General features: G+C 57.3%; 16 protein-coding genes. 10 read left to right on the forward strand and 6 right to left on the reverse strand.

The window, feature by feature from the left end:
- Window positions 1-824 precede the first annotated feature (824 nt).
- The 4 genes from QCE49_RS32800 to QCE49_RS32815 all read left to right on the forward strand — a co-directional run bounded on the left by QCE49_RS32800 (window position 825) and on the right by QCE49_RS32815 (window position 5,983).
- Entirely contained in the window at window positions 825-1,634 is an 810-nt protein-coding gene (locus QCE49_RS32800) for an SDR family NAD(P)-dependent oxidoreductase (RefSeq protein WP_250460588.1), read from the forward strand.
- A gap of 234 nt (window positions 1,635-1,868) precedes the next feature.
- Window positions 1,869-3,365 (forward strand): aldehyde dehydrogenase family protein, encoded by a 1,497-nt coding sequence (locus QCE49_RS32805; RefSeq protein ID WP_250460585.1) that lies wholly within the window; start codon window positions 1,869-1,871, stop codon window positions 3,363-3,365.
- A 130-nt stretch (window positions 3,366-3,495) separates the two neighbouring features.
- Window positions 3,496-5,154: a GMC family oxidoreductase gene (locus QCE49_RS32810; protein WP_250460583.1), complete on the forward strand. Its 1,659-nt coding sequence runs from the start codon at window positions 3,496-3,498 to the stop codon at window positions 5,152-5,154.
- Between the two features lie 22 nt (window positions 5,155-5,176).
- Window positions 5,177-5,983 carry a sugar phosphate isomerase/epimerase gene (locus QCE49_RS32815; RefSeq protein ID WP_250460581.1) on the forward strand — a complete coding sequence of 269 codons (807 nt, stop codon included), beginning with the start codon at window positions 5,177-5,179 and terminating at the stop codon, window positions 5,981-5,983.
- Between the two features lie 302 nt (window positions 5,984-6,285).
- On the opposite strand, the gene QCE49_RS32820 is transcribed toward QCE49_RS32815, so the two are convergent.
- From QCE49_RS32820 to QCE49_RS32840, 6 genes are all read right to left on the reverse strand, one after another.
- Complete coding sequence (locus QCE49_RS32820; protein ID WP_250460579.1) at window positions 6,286-7,173, reverse strand: IclR family transcriptional regulator; 888 nt, start codon at window positions 7,171-7,173, stop codon at window positions 6,286-6,288.
- Window positions 7,174-7,333: 160 nt separating this feature from the next.
- On the reverse strand, window positions 7,334-7,894 hold the full coding sequence (locus QCE49_RS32825; RefSeq protein ID WP_250460577.1) for a carboxymuconolactone decarboxylase family protein: 561 nt from the start codon (window positions 7,892-7,894) through the stop codon (window positions 7,334-7,336).
- A gap of 2 nt (window positions 7,895-7,896) precedes the next feature.
- Entirely contained in the window at window positions 7,897-8,523 is a 627-nt protein-coding gene (locus QCE49_RS32830) for a nitrilase-related carbon-nitrogen hydrolase (RefSeq protein ID WP_309806847.1), read from the reverse strand.
- On the reverse strand, window positions 8,475-8,738 hold the full coding sequence (locus tag QCE49_RS34665) for a nitrilase-related carbon-nitrogen hydrolase (RefSeq protein ID WP_409017630.1): 264 nt from the start codon (window positions 8,736-8,738) through the stop codon (window positions 8,475-8,477). Before QCE49_RS34665 ends, QCE49_RS32830 begins: the two co-directional genes overlap by 49 nt.
- Window positions 8,739-8,741: 3 nt before the next feature.
- Window positions 8,742-9,626, reverse strand: a complete 885-nt coding sequence (locus QCE49_RS32835; RefSeq protein WP_250460572.1) for a 3-keto-5-aminohexanoate cleavage protein — start codon at window positions 9,624-9,626, stop codon at window positions 8,742-8,744.
- Window positions 9,623-10,705, reverse strand: coding sequence for a hypothetical protein (locus QCE49_RS32840; protein WP_250460570.1), 1,083 nt, complete (start codon window positions 10,703-10,705; stop codon window positions 9,623-9,625). Before QCE49_RS32840 ends, QCE49_RS32835 begins: the two co-directional genes overlap by 4 nt.
- A gap of 461 nt (window positions 10,706-11,166) precedes the next feature.
- Here QCE49_RS32840 and QCE49_RS32845 point away from each other — a divergent pair, with 461 nt between their 5' ends.
- The 6 genes from QCE49_RS32845 to QCE49_RS32870 all read left to right on the forward strand — a co-directional run bounded on the left by QCE49_RS32845 (window position 11,167) and on the right by QCE49_RS32870 (window position 18,387).
- Complete coding sequence (locus QCE49_RS32845) at window positions 11,167-11,967, forward strand: SDR family NAD(P)-dependent oxidoreductase (RefSeq protein WP_250460568.1); 801 nt, start codon at window positions 11,167-11,169, stop codon at window positions 11,965-11,967.
- Between the two features lie 81 nt (window positions 11,968-12,048).
- Window positions 12,049-13,362 (forward strand): MFS transporter, encoded by a 1,314-nt coding sequence (locus QCE49_RS32850; protein ID WP_250460566.1) that lies wholly within the window; start codon window positions 12,049-12,051, stop codon window positions 13,360-13,362.
- 68 nt (window positions 13,363-13,430) lie between these two features.
- Complete coding sequence (locus tag QCE49_RS32855; protein WP_250460564.1) at window positions 13,431-14,786, forward strand: MmgE/PrpD family protein; 1,356 nt, start codon at window positions 13,431-13,433, stop codon at window positions 14,784-14,786.
- A 489-nt stretch (window positions 14,787-15,275) separates the two neighbouring features.
- A complete protein-coding gene (locus tag QCE49_RS32860) occupies window positions 15,276-16,037 on the forward strand; it encodes a carboxymuconolactone decarboxylase family protein (protein WP_250460562.1) in 762 nt (253 codons plus the stop codon).
- A gap of 70 nt (window positions 16,038-16,107) precedes the next feature.
- The gene (locus QCE49_RS32865; RefSeq protein ID WP_250460560.1) at window positions 16,108-16,914 is read left to right on the forward strand and encodes an N-acyl homoserine lactonase family protein; all 807 of its coding nucleotides are present in this window, start codon (window positions 16,108-16,110) and stop codon (window positions 16,912-16,914) included.
- Between the two features lie 255 nt (window positions 16,915-17,169).
- On the forward strand, window positions 17,170-18,387 hold the full coding sequence (locus tag QCE49_RS32870; protein WP_250460558.1) for a porin: 1,218 nt from the start codon (window positions 17,170-17,172) through the stop codon (window positions 18,385-18,387).
- Window positions 18,388-18,529 lie beyond the last annotated feature (142 nt).

Raw genomic sequence — 18,529 nt, forward strand, 5'->3', positions numbered from 1 at the left:
AGTCCATGCCAGTCATAGGTGTCCACCTCAAGATAGGTGGACACCTATGCTCCTCGCTACTGTCGCTCACTGCCAGACGTCGAAGATGGACCGCTTACACTTGATATGACGATCGCCGCATCACAAACGTCGCTCAGTATCTGCGGAAGAGTTCCGAATACCACGTTTCGTTGGCCGTGAGTAACGCGACTGAGTCGCCCTCTGGTTGCCTGCCTATGCGCTATCCCGCGCGATGCCGCTTCGCGACAGGCAGACCTCCGCGTAATAGATATCGCATACGACGCGGTTGGTATCGCAGGTCCAGTCGCTGTCAGCGTCATCCTGTCAGAAGCCGGCGCCATACTCACTTTCATTGCCGTCAAGGTGCTGAAGGAAAGCCATTGCGCCGCCTGTTCGCGGGTATTTGCGGACAGGTGACAGGAGCTGCGTCAACTGCGTCGATTTCGAGAGCCCGGCGCTGCACTACGCAACGATGCCAAGTTCGACCATTACCGCGACCTGCCAACCAGTCGTCGCCCCTCGGCTCGCGACATCTAAACCAGGCGGCTTCTTACGGGCGATGGTCCACCATTCACGGCTCGCAAGTCAGCAACAGTTCGCGCACGCGAAAACAGGGCTCTGCAGGGATCGGTTGCAACTGCCTGAGACCGGAGGCATCGACTGAGTCCGCTTGGCTTGCGGAAGTCCCGCCGGCGCGCCGCATATCAGTTTTGCTGCACCGCACAAAACGTAAAGAAATCCCGCTTTGCGAGAATTTAGATTGACAGGGGGATGGACGCAGCCGTATATTTTCTTCAAACAACACGAGGAAGTGAGGCGACGCGATGGATCGGTTGAAAGGGAAAGTTGCGGTGATCATCGGTGCAGGACAGAGCCCTGGTGAAGAGATGGGGAACGGTCGCGCGACCACAATCCGATTTGCTCAAGAAGGTGCATCGATTCTCGCGGTGGATCTGAACGAAGAGTCGGCGCGCGAGAGCTTGGACATGGTGGGTCAAGAAGGCATCGATGCTTTCACGTTCCAGGCAGACGTCAGCAACAGCGAAAATCTGCGCGCGGCGATCGACGCAGCGATGTCGCGGTGGGGACGGATTGACATCCTCCACTACAACGTCGGCGTTAGCATCATGGGCGGGGCACAGACTCTCGACGACATGACCGACGAAATTTTCGATCGGGTCAACGCCATCAATCTTCGCGGCGCCATCATGGCAAGCAAATTCGTCGCGCCAATCATGCGCGAACAGCGCTCTGGAGCGGTGACGTTGGTGTCATCCATGTCTGCCATCGAAACACTGACTCCGCTGGTCGCGTATCGAACCAGCAAGGCGGGAATGATCGCCTTCATGCAGCTGTTCGCGATGCACAACGCTGAATTCGGCATCCGTGCGAACTGTATTCTTCCCGGTCTCATGCAGACGTCAATGTCGGTCGATACGCGGATGCGTGTGAGCGGCAGATCCCGTGAAGAGATTATCGCTGAGCGGAACAGCAAGGTGCCTTTGCGCAAGCAGGGCGGCACCGGCTGGGATATTGCGAACGCTGCGCTCTTTCTCGCTTCCGACGAGGCGCAGTTCATTACCGGTGTTTCCTTGCCCGTCGAGGGAGGCACGCTTTTAAAGATCGGCTGGTAAGGAAACAGCGCGTCACCTGTGAACCGTTTTTGGTTTCGCGATTGCGGAGGCGCACGGAGTATGTGGCGGGTTCGCAGCCAGTGCGTGGATTCTCCATCGTCGCATACGCCCCTTGTCGCAGACATTTTCTCGTGAACGCCCGGCTAGGGATTCTGTGAACCCTGCGCTTGCGGTCAGGTGTGGTCAGTAAATCTATTCTTTCAGCATTAGTGCAGAAATCGGAGGAGGTGAAAAGTGTCGACAGCTTCAAGTAACTTGTCGGAAGTTCCCGGGTATAAGGCGGCCCTCGAGTGGCTCAAGTCCGGGCCGAAGCTTCTGCTGATCGACGGCAAGTCGGTTGGTGCCGTTTCCGGCAAGACGTTTCAGACCATCAATCCGGCGACGGAACAAGTTCTTGTGGAAGTTGCGGAAGGCGCTTCGTCGGACGTAGACGCCGCAGTGGCGGCTGCCCGAAAGGCATTCGAGGCACCTGCATGGGCGAACATGTCACCGCACGTCCGGACTCAAGCGCTCTTGAAAATCGCGGATGTAATTGATCAACATGCAGATGAGCTCGCCGTTCTTGAAACCCTCGACAATGGCGCACCTCTGCCGGTGACCAAACGATGGGTAAGCTACTCGTCGCAGACGTTCCGCTATTACGCTGGATGGCCGACCAAGATCACGGGTTCGACGATGCCGTCCGATCCCAGCCGTCTGATATACGTGATCCGGGAGCCGCTGGGCGTTTGCGGTCTCATCAATCCCTGGAACGCTCCCCTTAACCAGGCAGCAACGAAGATCGCACCGGCCTTGGCATGCGGTAACACCGTCGTGATCAAGCCCGCGGAGCTGACTCCGTTGACGACGCTACGACTGGGCGAGCTTATCCAGGAAGCAGGATTACCGCCCGGGGTGGTCAACGTTGTGACCGGGTACGGCGCTACCGCGGGCGCTGCGATGGCGGATCACAAGGGCATTGACAAGATTTCGTTCACCGGCTCGACCGCAGTTGGTCAGCAGATCCTCGCTGCGTCGGCGGGAAATATGAAGAAGCTGACGCTTGAGCTCGGCGGTAAGTCGCCGAACATCATTTTCCAAGACGCGGATATCGACGCCGCCGTGGCTGCGGCCGCGAGCTCCTTCACCCGAAACTCTGGTCAGATCTGCTCGGCCGGCACCAGACTTTTCGTCCATGAATCTCTGCACGAGGAGGTCGCCGAGAAGGTAGCAAAGATCGCGTCTGGCTACAAGGTCGGCTCCCCGTTCGAAGCAGGTACTGAGCTTGGCCCTCTGATTTCGGCCAAGCAGATGGATCGTGTGCTTTCCTACGTGGATGCTGGAAACGAGCAAGGCGCCAAACTGAGCCTCGCGGGCTCGCGGGTCGGAGATTGCGGCTACTTTCTAGCTCCCACGGTGTTCAGCGGTGTCGCCAATTCGATGAAGATCGCGCAGGAAGAAATCTTTGGACCAGTGTTGTCGATTATTCCATTCAAGGATGAGGACGATGCGGTGTTCCAAAGCAACGACTCTCAGTACGGCCTGGCCGCTGCGGTATGGACTCGAGACGTGAGCCGGGCCCATAAAGTGGCGAGAAGGCTGCAAGCCGGGAGGGTCTGGATCAACACATATGGCGAAGTGGATCAGATCATGTCGACAGGCGGATACAAGCAATCGGGGCTCGGCAGAGAGATGGGCCCTGAGTCGATTGACGCATTCACGCAGACTAAGCCGGTGATCGTGCGGTTGTAACCTCGGCGGGAACTGGGTAAGGGTGAGCCGAGCAGTTTCGGTTGCGGACACCACCGCTGACGACTGCTCCCCACGATGATTGAAGTGGGTTTCATACGCACTATAAAGAGACGTCGGCAAGGAGACTCGGGTGGAAATTTACGATTATGTCGTAGTCGGTGCTGGTTCGGCCGGGTGCGTCATGGCTCGTCGTTTGAGCGATGGTCCGAACGTCAGCGTATTACTGCTGGAGGCGGGCGGAGCATCGGATGGCTTCTGGAACCGAACGCCTGCCGGCGTCGCACGATTTCACAAGTCCGAGAGGTACAACTGGAACTATGTCACTGAGCCGGTTCCTGCTCTTGGCGATCGCAAGTTGTATTTTCCAGCGGGCAAAGCGTTAGGCGGGAGTAGCGCCATAAACGGGATGGTCTATATTCGCGGCGATCGTCGCGACTTCGACCACTGGGCTCAATTGGGAAATAGCGGTTGGGGATGGGACGACGTTCTCCCGTACTTCAAGCGCAGCGAATCTAATGAACGAGGAGGTAGCCAGATTCATGGAGCAGATGGCCCCCTCTCCGTAAGTAACCCGGCGATCCTGCATCCGACAGTTGATGACTTCATTGAAGCGTCGCAGGCATGCGGGCTCACGAGACGCGACGACCTAGCCGCCGGCGATCTGGAAGGCGCCGGGCCCGTTCAATTTACGATAAGGAACGGGGAGCGTGAGTCAAGCTATTACGCCTTCATAAAGCCGGTCCGACATCGTTCGAATTTGAGGGTCGAGGTTGGCGCGCAGGTTTCAAAGATCTTGTTCAAAGATCGCGCTGCGGTTGGGGTTGAATTGGCTCAAAACGCTCACGTACGTCGAGTGTTTGCGCGCCGCGAAATTATCCTTTCAGCCGGAGCCGTAAGATCGCCTCATCTTCTTATGCTGTCGGGGGTAGGTGACGGGGAGAAGCTCCGTCAGAAAGGGATTTCCGCTGTGGTCCATTTGCCTGGTGTTGGAGAGAATCTCCAGGATCACTATATGGTCCGGGTTCAAGCCGAAACCGTGAGGGAAAGCTCATACAATCGGGATCTTCGTGGATGGCGGAAGTACCTGCAGGGTGCCGGCTATTTGCTCACGAAAGGTGGATACCTCGCACTGGGAACGTCGTCTGCCGCCGCCTTCCTCAAAAGTCGGCCTTCTGTGGAATACGCTGATATTGAGATCAGCTTTCGGCCAATGACATTTACTACAGATCCAACGGGACGAGTCGAGGTCGATTCGTACGATGCCATCAGCGGGTCCGTTTATCGGGTCCGTCCGGCGTCACGGGGATACATTGGGCTAGAGTCCGCTGATCCCCTGGTCCCGCCGCTCGTGCAACCGAACTACCTTGCTGAATCAGAGGACGTCGATGCGACCGTTGAAGGCATCAAGGCTTTTCGACGCATTCTCGCGACGCATCCATTGTCGTCGAAGGTGCGCGGAGAGATCGCCCCTGGTAGCGCAATCGCCACCGATGACGACTTGAGCGACTACGTGAGAAGCCAGGGAGGATCGGTCTTTCACCCTGCGGGCACTTGCAAGATGGGCAGCGACCCGATGGCGGTAGTCGACAACCAACTGCGGGTCCGTGGCGTGGAACGATTGAGAGTCGTGGATGCGTCGATCATGCCAGTGGTCACGTCCGGAAACACCAATGCGCCAACCATAATGATTGGGGAAAAGGCCGCGGATCTTGTAAAAGCATCTGCTGTGTCGGCACTACCGGACGAAACGTTCCGCAGTTTCGAACATTCGCCTAGTTTGACTGAATAATCGCGTTCCAAGGATCTGACCAATGCTTTCGCTGAGTCCGCTTACGCTGCTGCCTTGTTCTCCTCTAGAACTGATTGACGTTGCGCTCGATGCGGGTTTCGATGCTGTCGGATTAAGGTTGTTTCCGGTGATGCCGACAGATGTAGACGTGCTGGCGGATCGGGGGCTTCAGAAGGCCATCCAACAGCGTTTATCAACGTCGGGGTTGCAAGTTCTGGATGTCGAAGTCGTGCGAATTTCTCCAAACACCGATATCGCAGGGTTGCAGCCGAGTCTGGAATTTGCAGCGGGGGTCGGAGCGAGGACTTTTGCGGTTACGGCACCGCTACGCGGAGATTACAAGCCAGAAGACGAGGGGCCGACCGCCCGCAAACTGCGGGAGCTGTGCGAACTCGCATCTCGGTACGGTATAAAGCCTACAATCGAGTTCATGATCTTTCGTGGGGTCGGGACACTGGAGGAAGCCGTTCGGCTTGTAAATCTGGTGGATCACCCGAACTTGGGCATCTGTGTGGACGCGCTCCATCTCCAACGCTCGGGCGGCACGCCAGAATCGCTGGGGGCAATCGACAAATCATTGTTGTCCTGCTTCCAGATTTGTGATGCGCCCGCTGAAGCACCGCAGGACGTGCAGAAAGAGGCCAGATTCGGACGCCTTTATCCCGGCGAAGGCGCACTCCCGCTAGCGCAAATGCTAGATGTTTTGCCGTCGGAAATTCCGGTCGCTGTCGAAGCGCCGGCAGTCGCGCATGCCGGTGACTCGCTTAAAGCACGAGCCCATGACGTGGCGCGGCGTACACGAGCCATCTTGGCTTCTCGGGCGCATTAGGCGCGCCGGTGTGTTTCCTGGCTCCGAGATGAGCCAGTCGAATCTGATTGCTGTGGCGCTCGGCCAAGGCTCGCGATAGTAGGGGGCGTGCAATGATTTTGCCCGGAGAACGCGGGTGACACATTTGGGCAAGCGGCGACCAAGAAGGCCAAGCGCCCTACAGCTTGCGATAACGGCGTTCTGTGCCGCCCGCTAGAGCATAGTTGCGCTTGCGCTCCTGGCTGCGAAGAAACGCACGTATGCGCACTTGGCCGCAGGACGGGGATCCGTCTCAACAACGGCCTCGGCACGGCTGGGCGTTGTTAGCCGATCGCCCGAGCTGGTCTGTCAGTCCCACTACTTACGACGCTGATACGTTCGGTGACAAGGGACGCGGCCGTTTCGACAAGTTCAGTAACGCGGTCGAGCTCTGCCCGGTCGAATTTGGATCGATCGCCCGCTACCCCGATACTTCCAAGTATCTGTTTCGAGCCGTTGAAGATCGGAGCAGAAATACCGATGACTCCTGGATTGAATTCTCCGACGCTGGTAATCACGCCCGCGCGCCTAATCTCAGCGAGCTTCGCTCGGAAGGCTGTCCAGTCCGCTCCCAAGCCCGATGTTGCAATTGTTTTCGCATGTTTCCCGTACAGTCCACGCAATTGATGCGGTCTAAGATATGCGAGGATGATCTTGGAAGCTGCTCCTTGAAAAAGAGGTCTCGTTTGTCCGCGCGCAAAGAGATGCGGGGGGCTGTCAGGCGTGAGCTCGTCGCGAATACATACGACAGACCCGCTATACAAGGCACACAGGAGGGCTGAATGGCCACTCGACGTTGCTAACTGCTTCATGGCTGGGCCGGCTGCATTGTAAAGCGGGTCGCATTGCCGGATCTGCAGATCGAGCTCGACGATGCGGGGACCAAGGATGTAGTGGCCGTCAGCGACCGGAGCGAGCAACCCGACATCGGCCAACGCCTTGATGTAACGGTAGGCGGTCGACCGGGACATCCCGACCGCGCGGATAATGGCGTCCGTCGACCACGATGGCGCGGCAGGGGTAAAGAGGTCAAAAATCTGGAGCAGGCGCACTAGGCTGCCCGCACCGTCGGAGGAAGATGGCAGGGCAGCGGCTGCAGCATTGACGCGACCGGCGCGCTGGGGCCGCGATTGCTGAACGCTTGCTTTCTTCTCCGCCTCTGGCTGTTCCATGAGAGCGTCTCGCGATGTGAAAATATCTCGCATTATGACACGGCGGCCTGAAATGGGAAGTAGCGCTAGCAACGGGTCGCCTGCCGGAAGCAGAGGCGGTAAGTTAGTCGCTGGACGTCGAACCGCCGCGATGACTACGGCGGCGGCTGACAAATGCGCGCTACGTAGCGCGCGGAGCGAGAGGGTCGCTTTGGCCCGCGGGCAGTGGGAGTCGGGCAGTGTTGAGCACCATTGCTAGCATTGAGTAGTATCCGCAGAGCGACAACAAGTCGAGCACGCCGCGCGCACCAAAAAGCTTTCTGGCTTGTTCGTAGGCCTCGTCAGACGGTTGCCCCAGCGTATTCGTTTCGACGCAGAATCGATGGACTAATGCCTCGTCGGCGGAATCGAACTGTGGAACGCGATCTTCAGCTATCGCGCTGATGATTGCCTCGCTGACCCCAGCCTTTTTTGCGAGCGCTGAATGTGCGACCCATTCATACTGGCAAGTCCAGTGTCGAGCGGTGACCAGAACGCCGATCTCAATCAGTGAATCAGGGAAGTCCGTGCCAAACCGCAAGTGCTCTCCGAGCGCCTGCACAACGCGTGCAAGCTCGGGATGGTGAAGTAGCACTAAAAACGGACCTCGCACGCCGCCGCGAGGACCCGAGGAAAGCTGCTCTGCGACGGCGCTCTGTTCGGGCGTCATCGCATCGGGCGTCAAGGGTTCGAATCGTTGCATCTCTAATCCTCAATGTGCTGTTTGCTATGTGCAGCGGTAAAGGGACGGTCGTGACTCAAAGTGGGCATCCTTTCCCGGACTCGCTTTACCTCTTCGAGGTCTATATCCCCGTAACACACAGTTGGCTCATCTCCCCCGTCAGCGATGACTGTTCCGGAAGGGTCAACGACAAGACTATGACCAAAGGTCTGGTGGCCGCCAGGGTGCATGCCGCAAGTCGCTGGCGCGGCGATGAAGCAGCCGTTCTCGATTGCTCTTGCGCGCAACAGCGTGTGCCAGTGCATCTTCCCCGTTGCGTGTGTGAATGCGGACGGCACGACGATCAGGTCGGCGCCTGAGTGCGCGAGTGAGCGATACAACTGAGGGAATCGCAAGTCGTAGCAAATGGTGATGCCGATGGTAGCGAAGGGAGTATGTGCGATTACTGCCTGTTCGCCAGGGCGGTACATGGCGGATTCGCGAATGGTTCTTCCTGAAGGCAATGTTGCGTCGAACATGTGAATCTTGTCGTAAGACGCAACAATTTCGCCGACGCTGTCAATCAGATATGCGCGATTCGCGATCCGTTCATCGCTCGTTTTCACTGTGGCAGAACCGATGAGCGTCCACACGCCTCGTGCATTGACAATTTGCGGAAAGCTGCAAGTCCCGGGTGACCTGGCTCATCCACCGCCGTTTCTCTCATGACCCGACCGCTGGCGTGTAAAACGAAAGAGAACTCCGGGAGCAGAAGTAGCTGAGCGCCGTTGTCGCACGCTTCGCGGGCCAGAGCGAGCGCCGCTTCAACATTTTTCTGAATGTCATCTCCGGGATTCAACTGCAGGCAAGCAATTCGGAGCGACATAAGTTAGGCCCCGCGACGCAAACCAAGCATCTCGCGAGCCTGTTCCGGGCTGGCGATTTCGAATCCCATAAGCCCAAGGAGCTCCGTCGCGCGATCTACGAGTTGGGCGTTGTCTTTGGCCAGCACGCCCTTCGAGATGTAGAGGTTGTCTTCGATGCCGACGCGTACATGACCGCCCAACAGCGCGGATTGCGCGACCATCGGGAATTCCGTCCTCCCAATGCCGAATGCGGCCCAGTTCGCTTGATGCGGCAGCATGCTCTTGAATGCGGCCAACGTCTCAGTCGTTGCCGGTGCGCCCCATGGTACGCCCAGCACGATCTGGAAGAGCGGAGACGGATCCACCAGTCCACGCTCAATAAAGTTGTTTGCAAGCGCCAGGTGGCCCGTGTCAAAGAGTTCCAGCTCGGGCTTTACCCCAGACTCGCGAATGACGGCTGCGATCGCTTCGATATGGGCAGGCACATTGATGAGTGCACCGCGTCCGAAATTTAACGTCCCCATATCCAGGCTGCAGATATCAGGTCGTAGTTCGAGGATATGCGCGACACGTTCTTCGGGCGGCCTGAGATTGGACCCGGCGGCTGCGGTGTTGGCCTCAGTGTCACTCGGGACAAAACGAGCTCCCGGTCCGGTCGTCAGATTAACGATCACAGGACTTCCGCTATCACGAATGCGCTCTACAACCTCGCGATATAGCTTCGTCTGCATCGCCGGCTTCCCGGTCTCTGGGTCGCGAACGTGAATGTGCGCGATAGCTGCCCCGGCCTTGCAGGCATCAACCGCCGCGTTGGCGATTTGTTCCGGCGTGACAGGCACGTTCGGATAGCGGTTTGCTACGTCGTCGCCGCCAGTCACCGCACAGGTGATAATGATTCGTCGAGTCATTTTGAAAGTTCCTTTTGATCTTGCGTTGTTTCCTCGGCACGCACAGTGCGGCGCGTAATAGAATGGTCCGACTTCCGAATGCCGGCCGGTAAGCATCGCCATGTGAGCGCACGCAGTTCGCCGAACTCGTGATCTAGTTTCTTCCAGGAATCCCCTCTGTCATCGCTCCTGTAAACTCGCCCGAGATTTGTGCAGGCGAACAGCACATCGGGCCAGCTTGCATCTGCTACAAGGCACCAAACTGTGCTGTTGAGCGGAAGCGGAAGGGGAGAAGTCTCAAAAGTGCGACCGTAGTCACGGCTGCGGAGCAGACGGCCGTCGTTGCCCGGCGGCCCGTTCCCGGTCGTAACGAAAATCATCGAAGGTTCAGTCGGGTGTTGCACAACGGATCGGGTGTACTGCCATGGCGCGTCGAGTTGCTGCAGTTTCCAGCTTGCGCCTTGGTCGTCACTGCGATGAAAGCCCATGTTGGTTGTCGCAAAGACGACCGGGTTACCGCTTCCGTCGCGGATCGCAAGGATCCCGTGAACATCACGCGAAACCAATCCGTTGCAGCAGGATTCCCAAGTGTCTCCCCCGTCACCGCTGCGGAAGATACCGCCGATCTCGACCGTGGCCCAGACAATGAGCGGATCGACCGGGTCAAAAAGGATCTGGGTGACGCGCGTGGGCCCCATATTGACTGTGGAAAACTGATCAACTCCTTCCACGTTCAGCTTTTCCCACGTTATGCCAGCATCGCGCGACCGGAAAAGAGCCGCCGGCCTCGAGCCCCCAATCAATAGATTCGGATCCTGTGGGTGTTGCGCGAGCGCCCAGACGTCAGTCATAGGCGAGGGTAGGTGCGTCCACCGGGCGCTCTCTTCATCCCAACGGAACACTCCCATATCAGTCCCGGCGAACAATCGTGTGGGCGTCGACGGGTGAGTTGCGAATGTCCATACTCGCGCCTCGAGATACATCCCCGAGTGGCTGTTCGGATGAACCCAAGTTTCACCGCCGTCTTCGGAAAACCATGCGGAATGGCCGGCAGTACCTGCGTACACGTGCAGATTGGGCCTGATGACCTGCGTGTTCATAGTGGCTGCGTGCTCTTCGTAAGTTTGAAAGTGTGAACCACCGCGCCGTCCTGCGCGTGTGTACGTGAAAATAATCTCGTGTAACGGGATTAAAGTCAACTTCCATGTTTGAAAGCTTGTTGATCCGCTGTTCGGCGGTGAGCAAAAGCGTCCGATTAATTCCGCGCTGCACTAGGCGTCCCTTCGTCATCCGATGCGCGCAAGTTCCAAGGTACAAGGCGGGCCGCCTAGAAGCGGCCCATCGCGCCGTGCCACCTCGCCGACCACATCGGCGCAGTACGGTTAGGGCAAACACTGATACTAAAGAAGTCTCATATTCCGGCATATTTAGACGCAAGGGAGCCGGTGGACGCTATTTCGCGGCATCAGCGCGCCATAGACCGTCAGGCTGATTGTGCGATGGAAAGGGGACGTGACCTCCAGCGCCGACCAACACTTTCTTGAAGACAGGCCAAGTGCATATGAGTGAGCGTGAGCGGTTCAAAGACCAGGTGGTAGTCGTTACGGGTGCTGCGCGTGGGATCGGATTCGTGGTCGCACAGATGGCGGCGAACGAAGGGGCTCAAGTCGTAGTTTGTGATTTGGACCGGCGTGCTGTCGACGAGGCGGTGGCCAAGATCTCGGAGGGAGGAGCGCACGCGTTTGGCGTTGTAGGTGACGTGAGTGATGCTTCCCAGGTGCGATTGAATGTCGATCAGATCATGGAGCGTTACGGGCGGATCGACGTGCTGGTGAACAATGCCGCGACCACTTCTTATCATGCCCCCGAGGCACTTCCCGAGGAGGTCTGGCGACGGGAGCTTGACGTTTGCCTCGGAGGCACGTTCTTCTGGTCACAAAGGGTCGCGGTTGCTTCCATGATCCCCGAAAAAAAAGGGGTTATCGTGAACGTCGGGTCGGGCGCAAGTCTCGCCGGAATCCCCAGGTGTGCCGCCTACGTCTCCGCAAAGCATGGGGTGGTTGGGCTGACCAAGGCGCTGGCCGTGGACTGGGGACAGTTCGGTATTCGCATAAATGCCGTTTGTCCAGGTCTGACCTACACGGAGCTGGCGAAGTATGTCGCGACACAGAATCCGGAAATGATGAGGCAAAGGGAGTTACGCATTCCGTTGGGCAAAGGCGCTTATCCGGAAGACGTTGCCCACTCGATTCTTTTCCTCGCATCGTCGGAAGCGAGTGCAATCAACGGCGTGGCCCTCAGCATCGACGGTGGGACACTTGCTATGTCGTCGGGCTTTTCAGCACCTCGTGACGGAAGCTAGTGGACGCTTCTGAACGAACGGCGAATCTCGCAGGCATGGGGTTCCCGATATGCAGGAAATTAGAGGATGAGGAGACATAAAGTGGCACTTGACATTCCTTTTGACGCGAGTAGCCCGTCGCAAGTCACTATGACGGCGCAGAAACGAAGAAAGATGCTGATCCGCGCAGTGGTCGGCGTTTCTTTCGAGTATTACGACTACGTTGTATTCGCGGCCTTTGCCCCGTTTTTTTCGAACCAGTTTTTTGTTACCGGGAATCCAGTCGTTTCGGTCCTTAACACCTTGCTCGTGTTCGCACTGGGATTCGCAATGCGCCCAATCGGAGCGATGATCGCCGGCCGGGTTGCGGACCGGGTAGGCCGTAAGCCGGTGATGATCCTTGCTCTCACCTTTGCTGCTGTCGGCAGTCTCGCTTTGGCGATAACCCCAACCTATGGTCAGATCGGGCTGGCTGCGGTGGTCATACTTGTTCTTGCGCGGTTGCTACAGGGCCTCGCACACGGCATGGAAAGCATTTCGGCGTTTGTTTATACGGCCGAAATCGCAGACCCCGCAAAACGAGCCTTTCATAGCTGTGCGTACCCCATCGGACTGAACCTCGGTGTTATGCAGGGCACGCTCTTCGGTGCAATTCTTACCTCGCTGATCAGCGACGCAGATATGCATTCGTGGGGATGGCGGATCCCATTCGCTATTGGCGCACTTTACGGCCTCTTCATCATCCTTCTTCGACGTGGGATGGAGGAATCCGGGACATACGAGAAGGCGAAAAAGCAGGCCGTCGCAGAGGATCGGGGATACTGGAGAAACATCTGGGAATACCGGAAAATCATCTTGATCCTCTTCGCCATCTGGCCTGCAGCCGCCACAGGAGCATACACACTGTCGGTCAGCTTCAGCCAATACGCTATAACAATGGTGAAAGCGAATCCTCGTGACGCCTATTGGGCGGCCTTGATTGCCCAAGCAGTTTTCATGTGCGCACTGCCGGCCTGGGCGAAGATTTCGGACAAGATGGGCAGAAGGTTCAACTATTCCGTAGCCCTGGGAGGAATGCTTCTTCTGGCCTACCCGTTGCAACTCATGCTGGGACCGTCGCTGCTTCAAATAGCGTTGCCCATGACGATCGGGTTGTTGGTGTGGGCTGCTACAGCGTCCTGCGAGCTTGCCTTCATTAACGAGCTGATTCCGAACCGGGTGCGTGCGCAGGTTATGAGCATCCCGTCGTCTTTAGGCGGTGTCTTGTTCGGAGGAACCGCCCCCTATCTGCGGGCTTGGGCGACAGAATATGTCTCTCCATGGGCATTCACAGCATATTTCATGACGCTATGCCTCATCGCGTTGATTGCTGTGAGGCTGCTTCCAGAGACACGCGGACGCGATCTATCAGACTAAGTGCATTGTATGCATGCCATGCATAACTTGATAACGATTCTTCGCAAAGAGCGCAGGTGGGTTAGACAGTGAACGAGCATTCGGGTCAGGGCATCACATCATCCCTTGTCAAGTTCGCGATGGAACTCGACGCAGGCTCACTGCCTGCGTCTGTTTCACACGAATGTACGCGGGCGCTCGTGGACGCGGTCGGATGCTGCGTCGGAGGGTCTCGCCTTCCCGTCGTCGATATTGCGCATAAATCGCTGGTGGAGTTCTTTGGGCCGCCGCAAGCTACTGTCCTTGGGCGAAGCGCGAGGTGCGATGCACTACACGCATCGCTGCTGAACGCGACGGCGGGTGCAGCGTATTCGTTCTTCGATACGTATTCAGACGCACTGCTGCATCCCAGTGGGCCGGTGCTGGCCGCCATCCTTGCGGTTTCCGAGCGGACCCCGGTTTCTGGCGCGGACTTTCTGGCTGCCTTCGCGGTTGGGATCGAGGCCGCCTGTCGTTTGACGGCCTGCGTTACGACCCCTCCCGCGAACGGCTCGATCGCGTGGTCACAGACGGGCATCGCGTGCGGAGCGGGCGCAGCGCTGGCGGCCGGGAAACTGCTCCATTTGAATCGTGAACAGATGTCGTGGGCGCTTGGGATTGCCATCTCGGAAGCCAGCGGGACGCGTATTTGTCATGGCAGCATGTCCGCCGCGCTGATCTTCGGCCACGCCGCTCAGACTGGAATCCGCGCCGCAATCCTCGCAGAAAGAGGCTTCACCGGTCCCGACGAAGCAATCGAGGGACGTTTTGGATTCGCAAGTACGTTCGCCGATAAGGCCCATTTGCAGGCGATAACCGCAGGCATCGGTGACGTATTTGAAATATCTCAAAACACATACAAACCGTATCCGTGCGGCATCGTGATTCACCCCTCGATCGATGCAGTCCTCCTCGCAAGGTCTGACCGTAACTTTGTCGTTGAGGATATTGAGCGAATCTCTCTTTCCGTGAGCACTGGCGCCGCGGCACTAACATCCCGGGCAGACCCCAAAGATGATCTGGAGGCGAAGTTCAGTATCCAACATTGGGCAGCGGCTGCGGCGGTTCGGGGTAGGGCCGGAATTGCCGAGGGGGCGGCTGCTGCGGTGAGCGACGCGGCAATACGGCGACTACGTTCGGTTGTAGAAGTGTCCGGTCACGATGATTTGCCAAACCAGTCCGCGCGACTTCAAATCCATTTGAAGAGCGGCACAATCGTGGAGAGGGTCGTCGAGCATAACGTAGGAAGCGTTGAGCATCCGATGACGGATGAACAGCTTGAGGCGAAGTTTGTAGACCAGGTGCAACCCGTGATCGGGCTTGCACGCGCACGTGAGCTCGCAGCCGCTTGCTGGCAGATCGAAATGCTGAATGACGCAAGCGCAATCGCAAAAATCGCAACTTGACCTATCAGCGTCCCGAGTCAGCAGTGTCTATTGAACTCTCTGCAGATGGCCAATGGTCTCGGAATTATGGTGGGGCAACGGTCGGCGTAACCGCGCCGGCCAACTGTTACACAGTCGTATTGAAGGAAAAAGTCGATGGCAAGTGCTGATAAATCGTTGCGCCATATGATCGAGCATTGGCTTGGTCCAGCGCACGATGACCAGGTACGCGTCACTCGGTTCAGAAACAGGCGATCCACACGGGAATGTTATGTACGCGTCGAGACCTCCAATGCGGCAGGGCCGGTTGCGATGTTTTTCTTTCGTCACCAAGACGGCACGTGGCGGATCTTCCCGCCGAGTCAAGAACGGCCGGCGATGCGTCTCGGGCTAGATTCGACGGCTTCCGTATCCGGTCGCTAGATCTTGAGTTGCGCCTGCGGAGCAGTATGTCCGTCGCGACAAGCGCTTACCACCACTTCATGAACATCACACTTTGAGAAGGCAGCTATGGTTCAGGACAACACGCAGCAGGATTTCGGTGACCTGCGACAACTTTTTGCCAAAGCACACGTCGTGGAGGAGCTGAAGACCGCGTGGCCAAGTTCATTCGAGGTCGTGTCCGAATTCTGGCGTGCGCCGTTCGAAAGCTCACATCTCACCCCTCGCATGAAGGAACTGATACTCCTTGCGATGCATGCATCGGCTACAGCTCTTAATCAGGATGCGACGGTGCGACACGTTGAACGGGCCAAGCAGGCCGGAGCGACGGATCACGACATTCTCGACGTACTGGTTTCGATTATCGGCCTCGCGAACCACGCTCTGTATTTTTCGGTACCCATTCTTGAAGAGGAGCTGAAGGCAGCTGGGAGGGAGCCCGCGAGTCTCCCGCCGGTCGATCCCGAATTCGACAAGATCAAAGAGAATTTCCTTGAAGTTCGAGGTTTCTGGAATTCAGAGCGCGAACCGCTGGCGCGGCTCATTCCGCAATACTTCAAAGCATTGACCAAGCTCGGCATTGAGTCCTGGCAGCGAGGTTCGTTGACGCGAAAGGAGCGGGAGCTGATCTGTATCGGCATCGATTGCTCAGTGACACATACCTACGCGCCAGGCTTGCGAATCCACATGCGGAACGCAATTTCGTGCGGCGCGACCCGTGAGGAGATTCTCGAGGTGCTCCAGCTTGCTGCATTGCTCGGAGTTGAAACATTCGTCGCCGGCGCCAACGCTCTCTACGATGGGCAGCATCGGGAAGGCGCGGACTCGTGACCTGTGGCCGGGTAGAGAACGCCTGAAGGCGGCGTGCCACGAGAACCAGAAAACACCTTGAAGGACGGCAATGGAACCATTCGAACTATTTGCGATCCGTTATGGGCACAACGGGTCAAGGAAAGCTAGCCAAAACGTAATCGGCGGCGACCTTCATGAGGAACATTCGGACCTTGATTTCTACATCTGGGTCGCGAAACGAGCGGATCGTGTTTTCCTGATCGACACGGGGATGAGCGAGGAGACCGCGAAACGTCGCGGTGACGGTCTGCTTCGGGTTCCAAGCGAGGCAATCAGATTGTTAGATTTGGACCCCGCAAAGATCGAGGATGTCATCCTCACACATCTTCACTACGACCACGCGGGAATGGTGGACCGCTTCCCGAAAGCGAAGTTTTATTTGCAGGACACGGAGCTTGCGTACGCAACGGGTCGTTGCATGTGTTCCCGTCTTCTCAAGCGGGGATACGACGTGGAAGACGTCCTTCATCTCGTCAAATGCGTTTATGCGAACCGCGTTGAGTTTGCAGATCAGACCTTCGAGATTACGAGTGGACTGACCGTCCATCGAACAGGCGGACATACTGGCGGATCTCAGGTCGTGCGCGTCTGGACCGAGAGAGGTTGGGTTGTCCTCGCCTCGGATTCATCGCACCTCTACTTCAATATACAAGAAAGAGCACCGTTTCCCTCGGTATATCGAGTCGACGAGATGATGGAAGGCTACCGGACCATCCTCCAGTTGGCGAACGGTTCAATGGATCATGTGATCCCGGGGCACGATCCACTGGTCATGAAAATGTATCCAGCACCGAACAAGGAGCTTGAAGGGATCGTCGTTAGATTGGATCGCGCGCCGGCGTTGCTCACACTCTGACTGACGCAGTAACACAGCAGGACAAGCCCAGGACCGGGTAAGTCCTCACCCGTCGGCGTGGCTTGACAAACGCGGACGAGTCAAACAGTCACGCGCAATTATGGATTTAGGACTGCGAATTGCACCCGTCGAAATTTCATCGGCGCACGGGGTTGCTAGAAGGCGGGTCACGTTCGGAACGCCGCTGCTCGAAAGTTGGAGTCCGTGGCGTTCTGTGAGCGACTCGAATAAAAACGTCACTTAAGGAGACAAAAAATGAAACCGCAGTTTGTGTTTAAAGGAATTGTGATCGGAGCGGGAAGTGCTTTTGCAGTATCGGCGTTCGCTCAAAGCAGCGTGACACTGTACGGCAGCATCGATACCGGGTTCGCGTACGTTAGTAGCCAAACGTCGCTTGGGTCGACAAGCGGTGGAAAATCGGTAGTTAAAATGTCTCAGGGGGTTTGGAACGCGAGCAAGTTTGGATTTCTCGGAACGGAGGATCTCGGTGCCGGCCTCAAGACTGTGTTTCGTCTTGAGGGGGCTTTTAACAGCACGAATGGTTCGCAACAGTACACCAATGCGATGTTCGGACGGTCCGCATACGTTGGGTTGACACATCCGGCGTACGGCGCGCTGACGCTCGGACGTCAATATGCTGCTTATTACCAGGCGCTATCGAAGTACAGTCCAACGAACGTTTTGACGGGGTACTTCGGAGCGCATCCAGGAGACCTGGACGGCCTTGATACGGTGTATCGTGCGAACAACACAGTAGAATATCAGTCGCCGACGTTTTATGGCCTCACGGCATACGGTTCGTATTCTCTCGGTGGCGTACCGGGGAGCTTCAATAGCGGTTCAACGTGGGCGGGAGCGCTGCAATACGAACTGGGACCGATGGGCGTGGCCGCAGGGTTCCAAAGGACGAATAACTCGACTCCCGGCGGCGGGCCATGGGGCGCGGATTCGACGATGTCGAACAATGGCGCGGAGCTAGGTGTGTCTGCGGTGACCAACGGTTACCAAACAGCACAAGCGCAGCAACGCTTTGCAGTCGACGGCATTTACAGGTTCAACGAGAAGTGGGACGTGTCGCTGGCATACTCGAACGTGCAGTACATCCCAGGCTTGCGTTCGGCTTTCACGGACACTGCCATCTTCAACACTGGGGGAATTGCGCTTCACTGGAGGCCTATCGCCTCGATCGATCTGGGGGCCGGATACAGCTACACTCGCGCGACGCGAGCAAACGGAATTACCAGCTCGGCGAGCTACCAGCAGTACAATTTGTCCCAGTATTACAGTCTTTCGAAGCGCACCGGGTTGTATGCGTTGGAGGCATATCAACGCGCAGGTGGCCAGACGCTCGGAACACCGGGGAAATCTCAGATCATCGGTGCCACTGCGACAGTCGGTGACGGATTCAATGCAACACCGTCGTCATCGCGAAGTCAGTTTGCCGCCGGTATCGGGATTGTGCATCGTTTCTGAGAAAGCGAGGGTAGGGCCGGACGAAGCGCGCACTCTGTCGACAATCTGTGAATTCGGCCCAGGCGTTCTTCTCAGTCTGCCGTCCATGCGTGATGTCGAGCGCAAGGACGAGCAGCCGCCAGACGTCGAACGTGGATTAGCG

Origin of the sequence: Caballeronia sp. LZ008, from assembly GCF_031451435.1 — a bacterium.
GTDB lineage: Bacteria > Pseudomonadota > Gammaproteobacteria > Burkholderiales > Burkholderiaceae > Caballeronia > Caballeronia zhejiangensis.

What these genes read in the sequence shown, in the direction of transcription:
- QCE49_RS34665 (WP_409017630.1), bottom strand. Translation starts at nt 8,738, where the DNA reads ATGTCGCTCCGAATTGCTTGCCTGCAGTTGAATCCCGGAGATGACATT.
- QCE49_RS32800 (WP_250460588.1), top strand. Translation starts at nt 825, where the DNA reads ATGGATCGGTTGAAAGGGAAAGTTGCGGTGATCATCGGTGCAGGACAG.
- QCE49_RS32865 (WP_250460560.1), top strand. Translation starts at nt 16,108, where the DNA reads ATGGAACCATTCGAACTATTTGCGATCCGTTATGGGCACAACGGGTCA.
- QCE49_RS32845 (WP_250460568.1), top strand. Translation starts at nt 11,167, where the DNA reads ATGAGTGAGCGTGAGCGGTTCAAAGACCAGGTGGTAGTCGTTACGGGT.
- QCE49_RS32820 (WP_250460579.1), bottom strand. Translation starts at nt 7,173, where the DNA reads ATGGAACAGCCAGAGGCGGAGAAGAAAGCAAGCGTTCAGCAATCGCGG.
- QCE49_RS32835 (WP_250460572.1), bottom strand. Translation starts at nt 9,626, where the DNA reads ATGACTCGACGAATCATTATCACCTGTGCGGTGACTGGCGGCGACGAC.
- QCE49_RS32815 (WP_250460581.1), top strand. Translation starts at nt 5,177, where the DNA reads ATGCTTTCGCTGAGTCCGCTTACGCTGCTGCCTTGTTCTCCTCTAGAA.
- QCE49_RS32860 (WP_250460562.1), top strand. Translation starts at nt 15,276, where the DNA reads ATGGTTCAGGACAACACGCAGCAGGATTTCGGTGACCTGCGACAACTT.
- QCE49_RS32840 (WP_250460570.1), bottom strand. Translation starts at nt 10,705, where the DNA reads ATGAACACGCAGGTCATCAGGCCCAATCTGCACGTGTACGCAGGTACT.
- QCE49_RS32825 (WP_250460577.1), bottom strand. Translation starts at nt 7,894, where the DNA reads ATGCAACGATTCGAACCCTTGACGCCCGATGCGATGACGCCCGAACAG.
- QCE49_RS32870 (WP_250460558.1), top strand. Translation starts at nt 17,170, where the DNA reads ATGAAACCGCAGTTTGTGTTTAAAGGAATTGTGATCGGAGCGGGAAGT.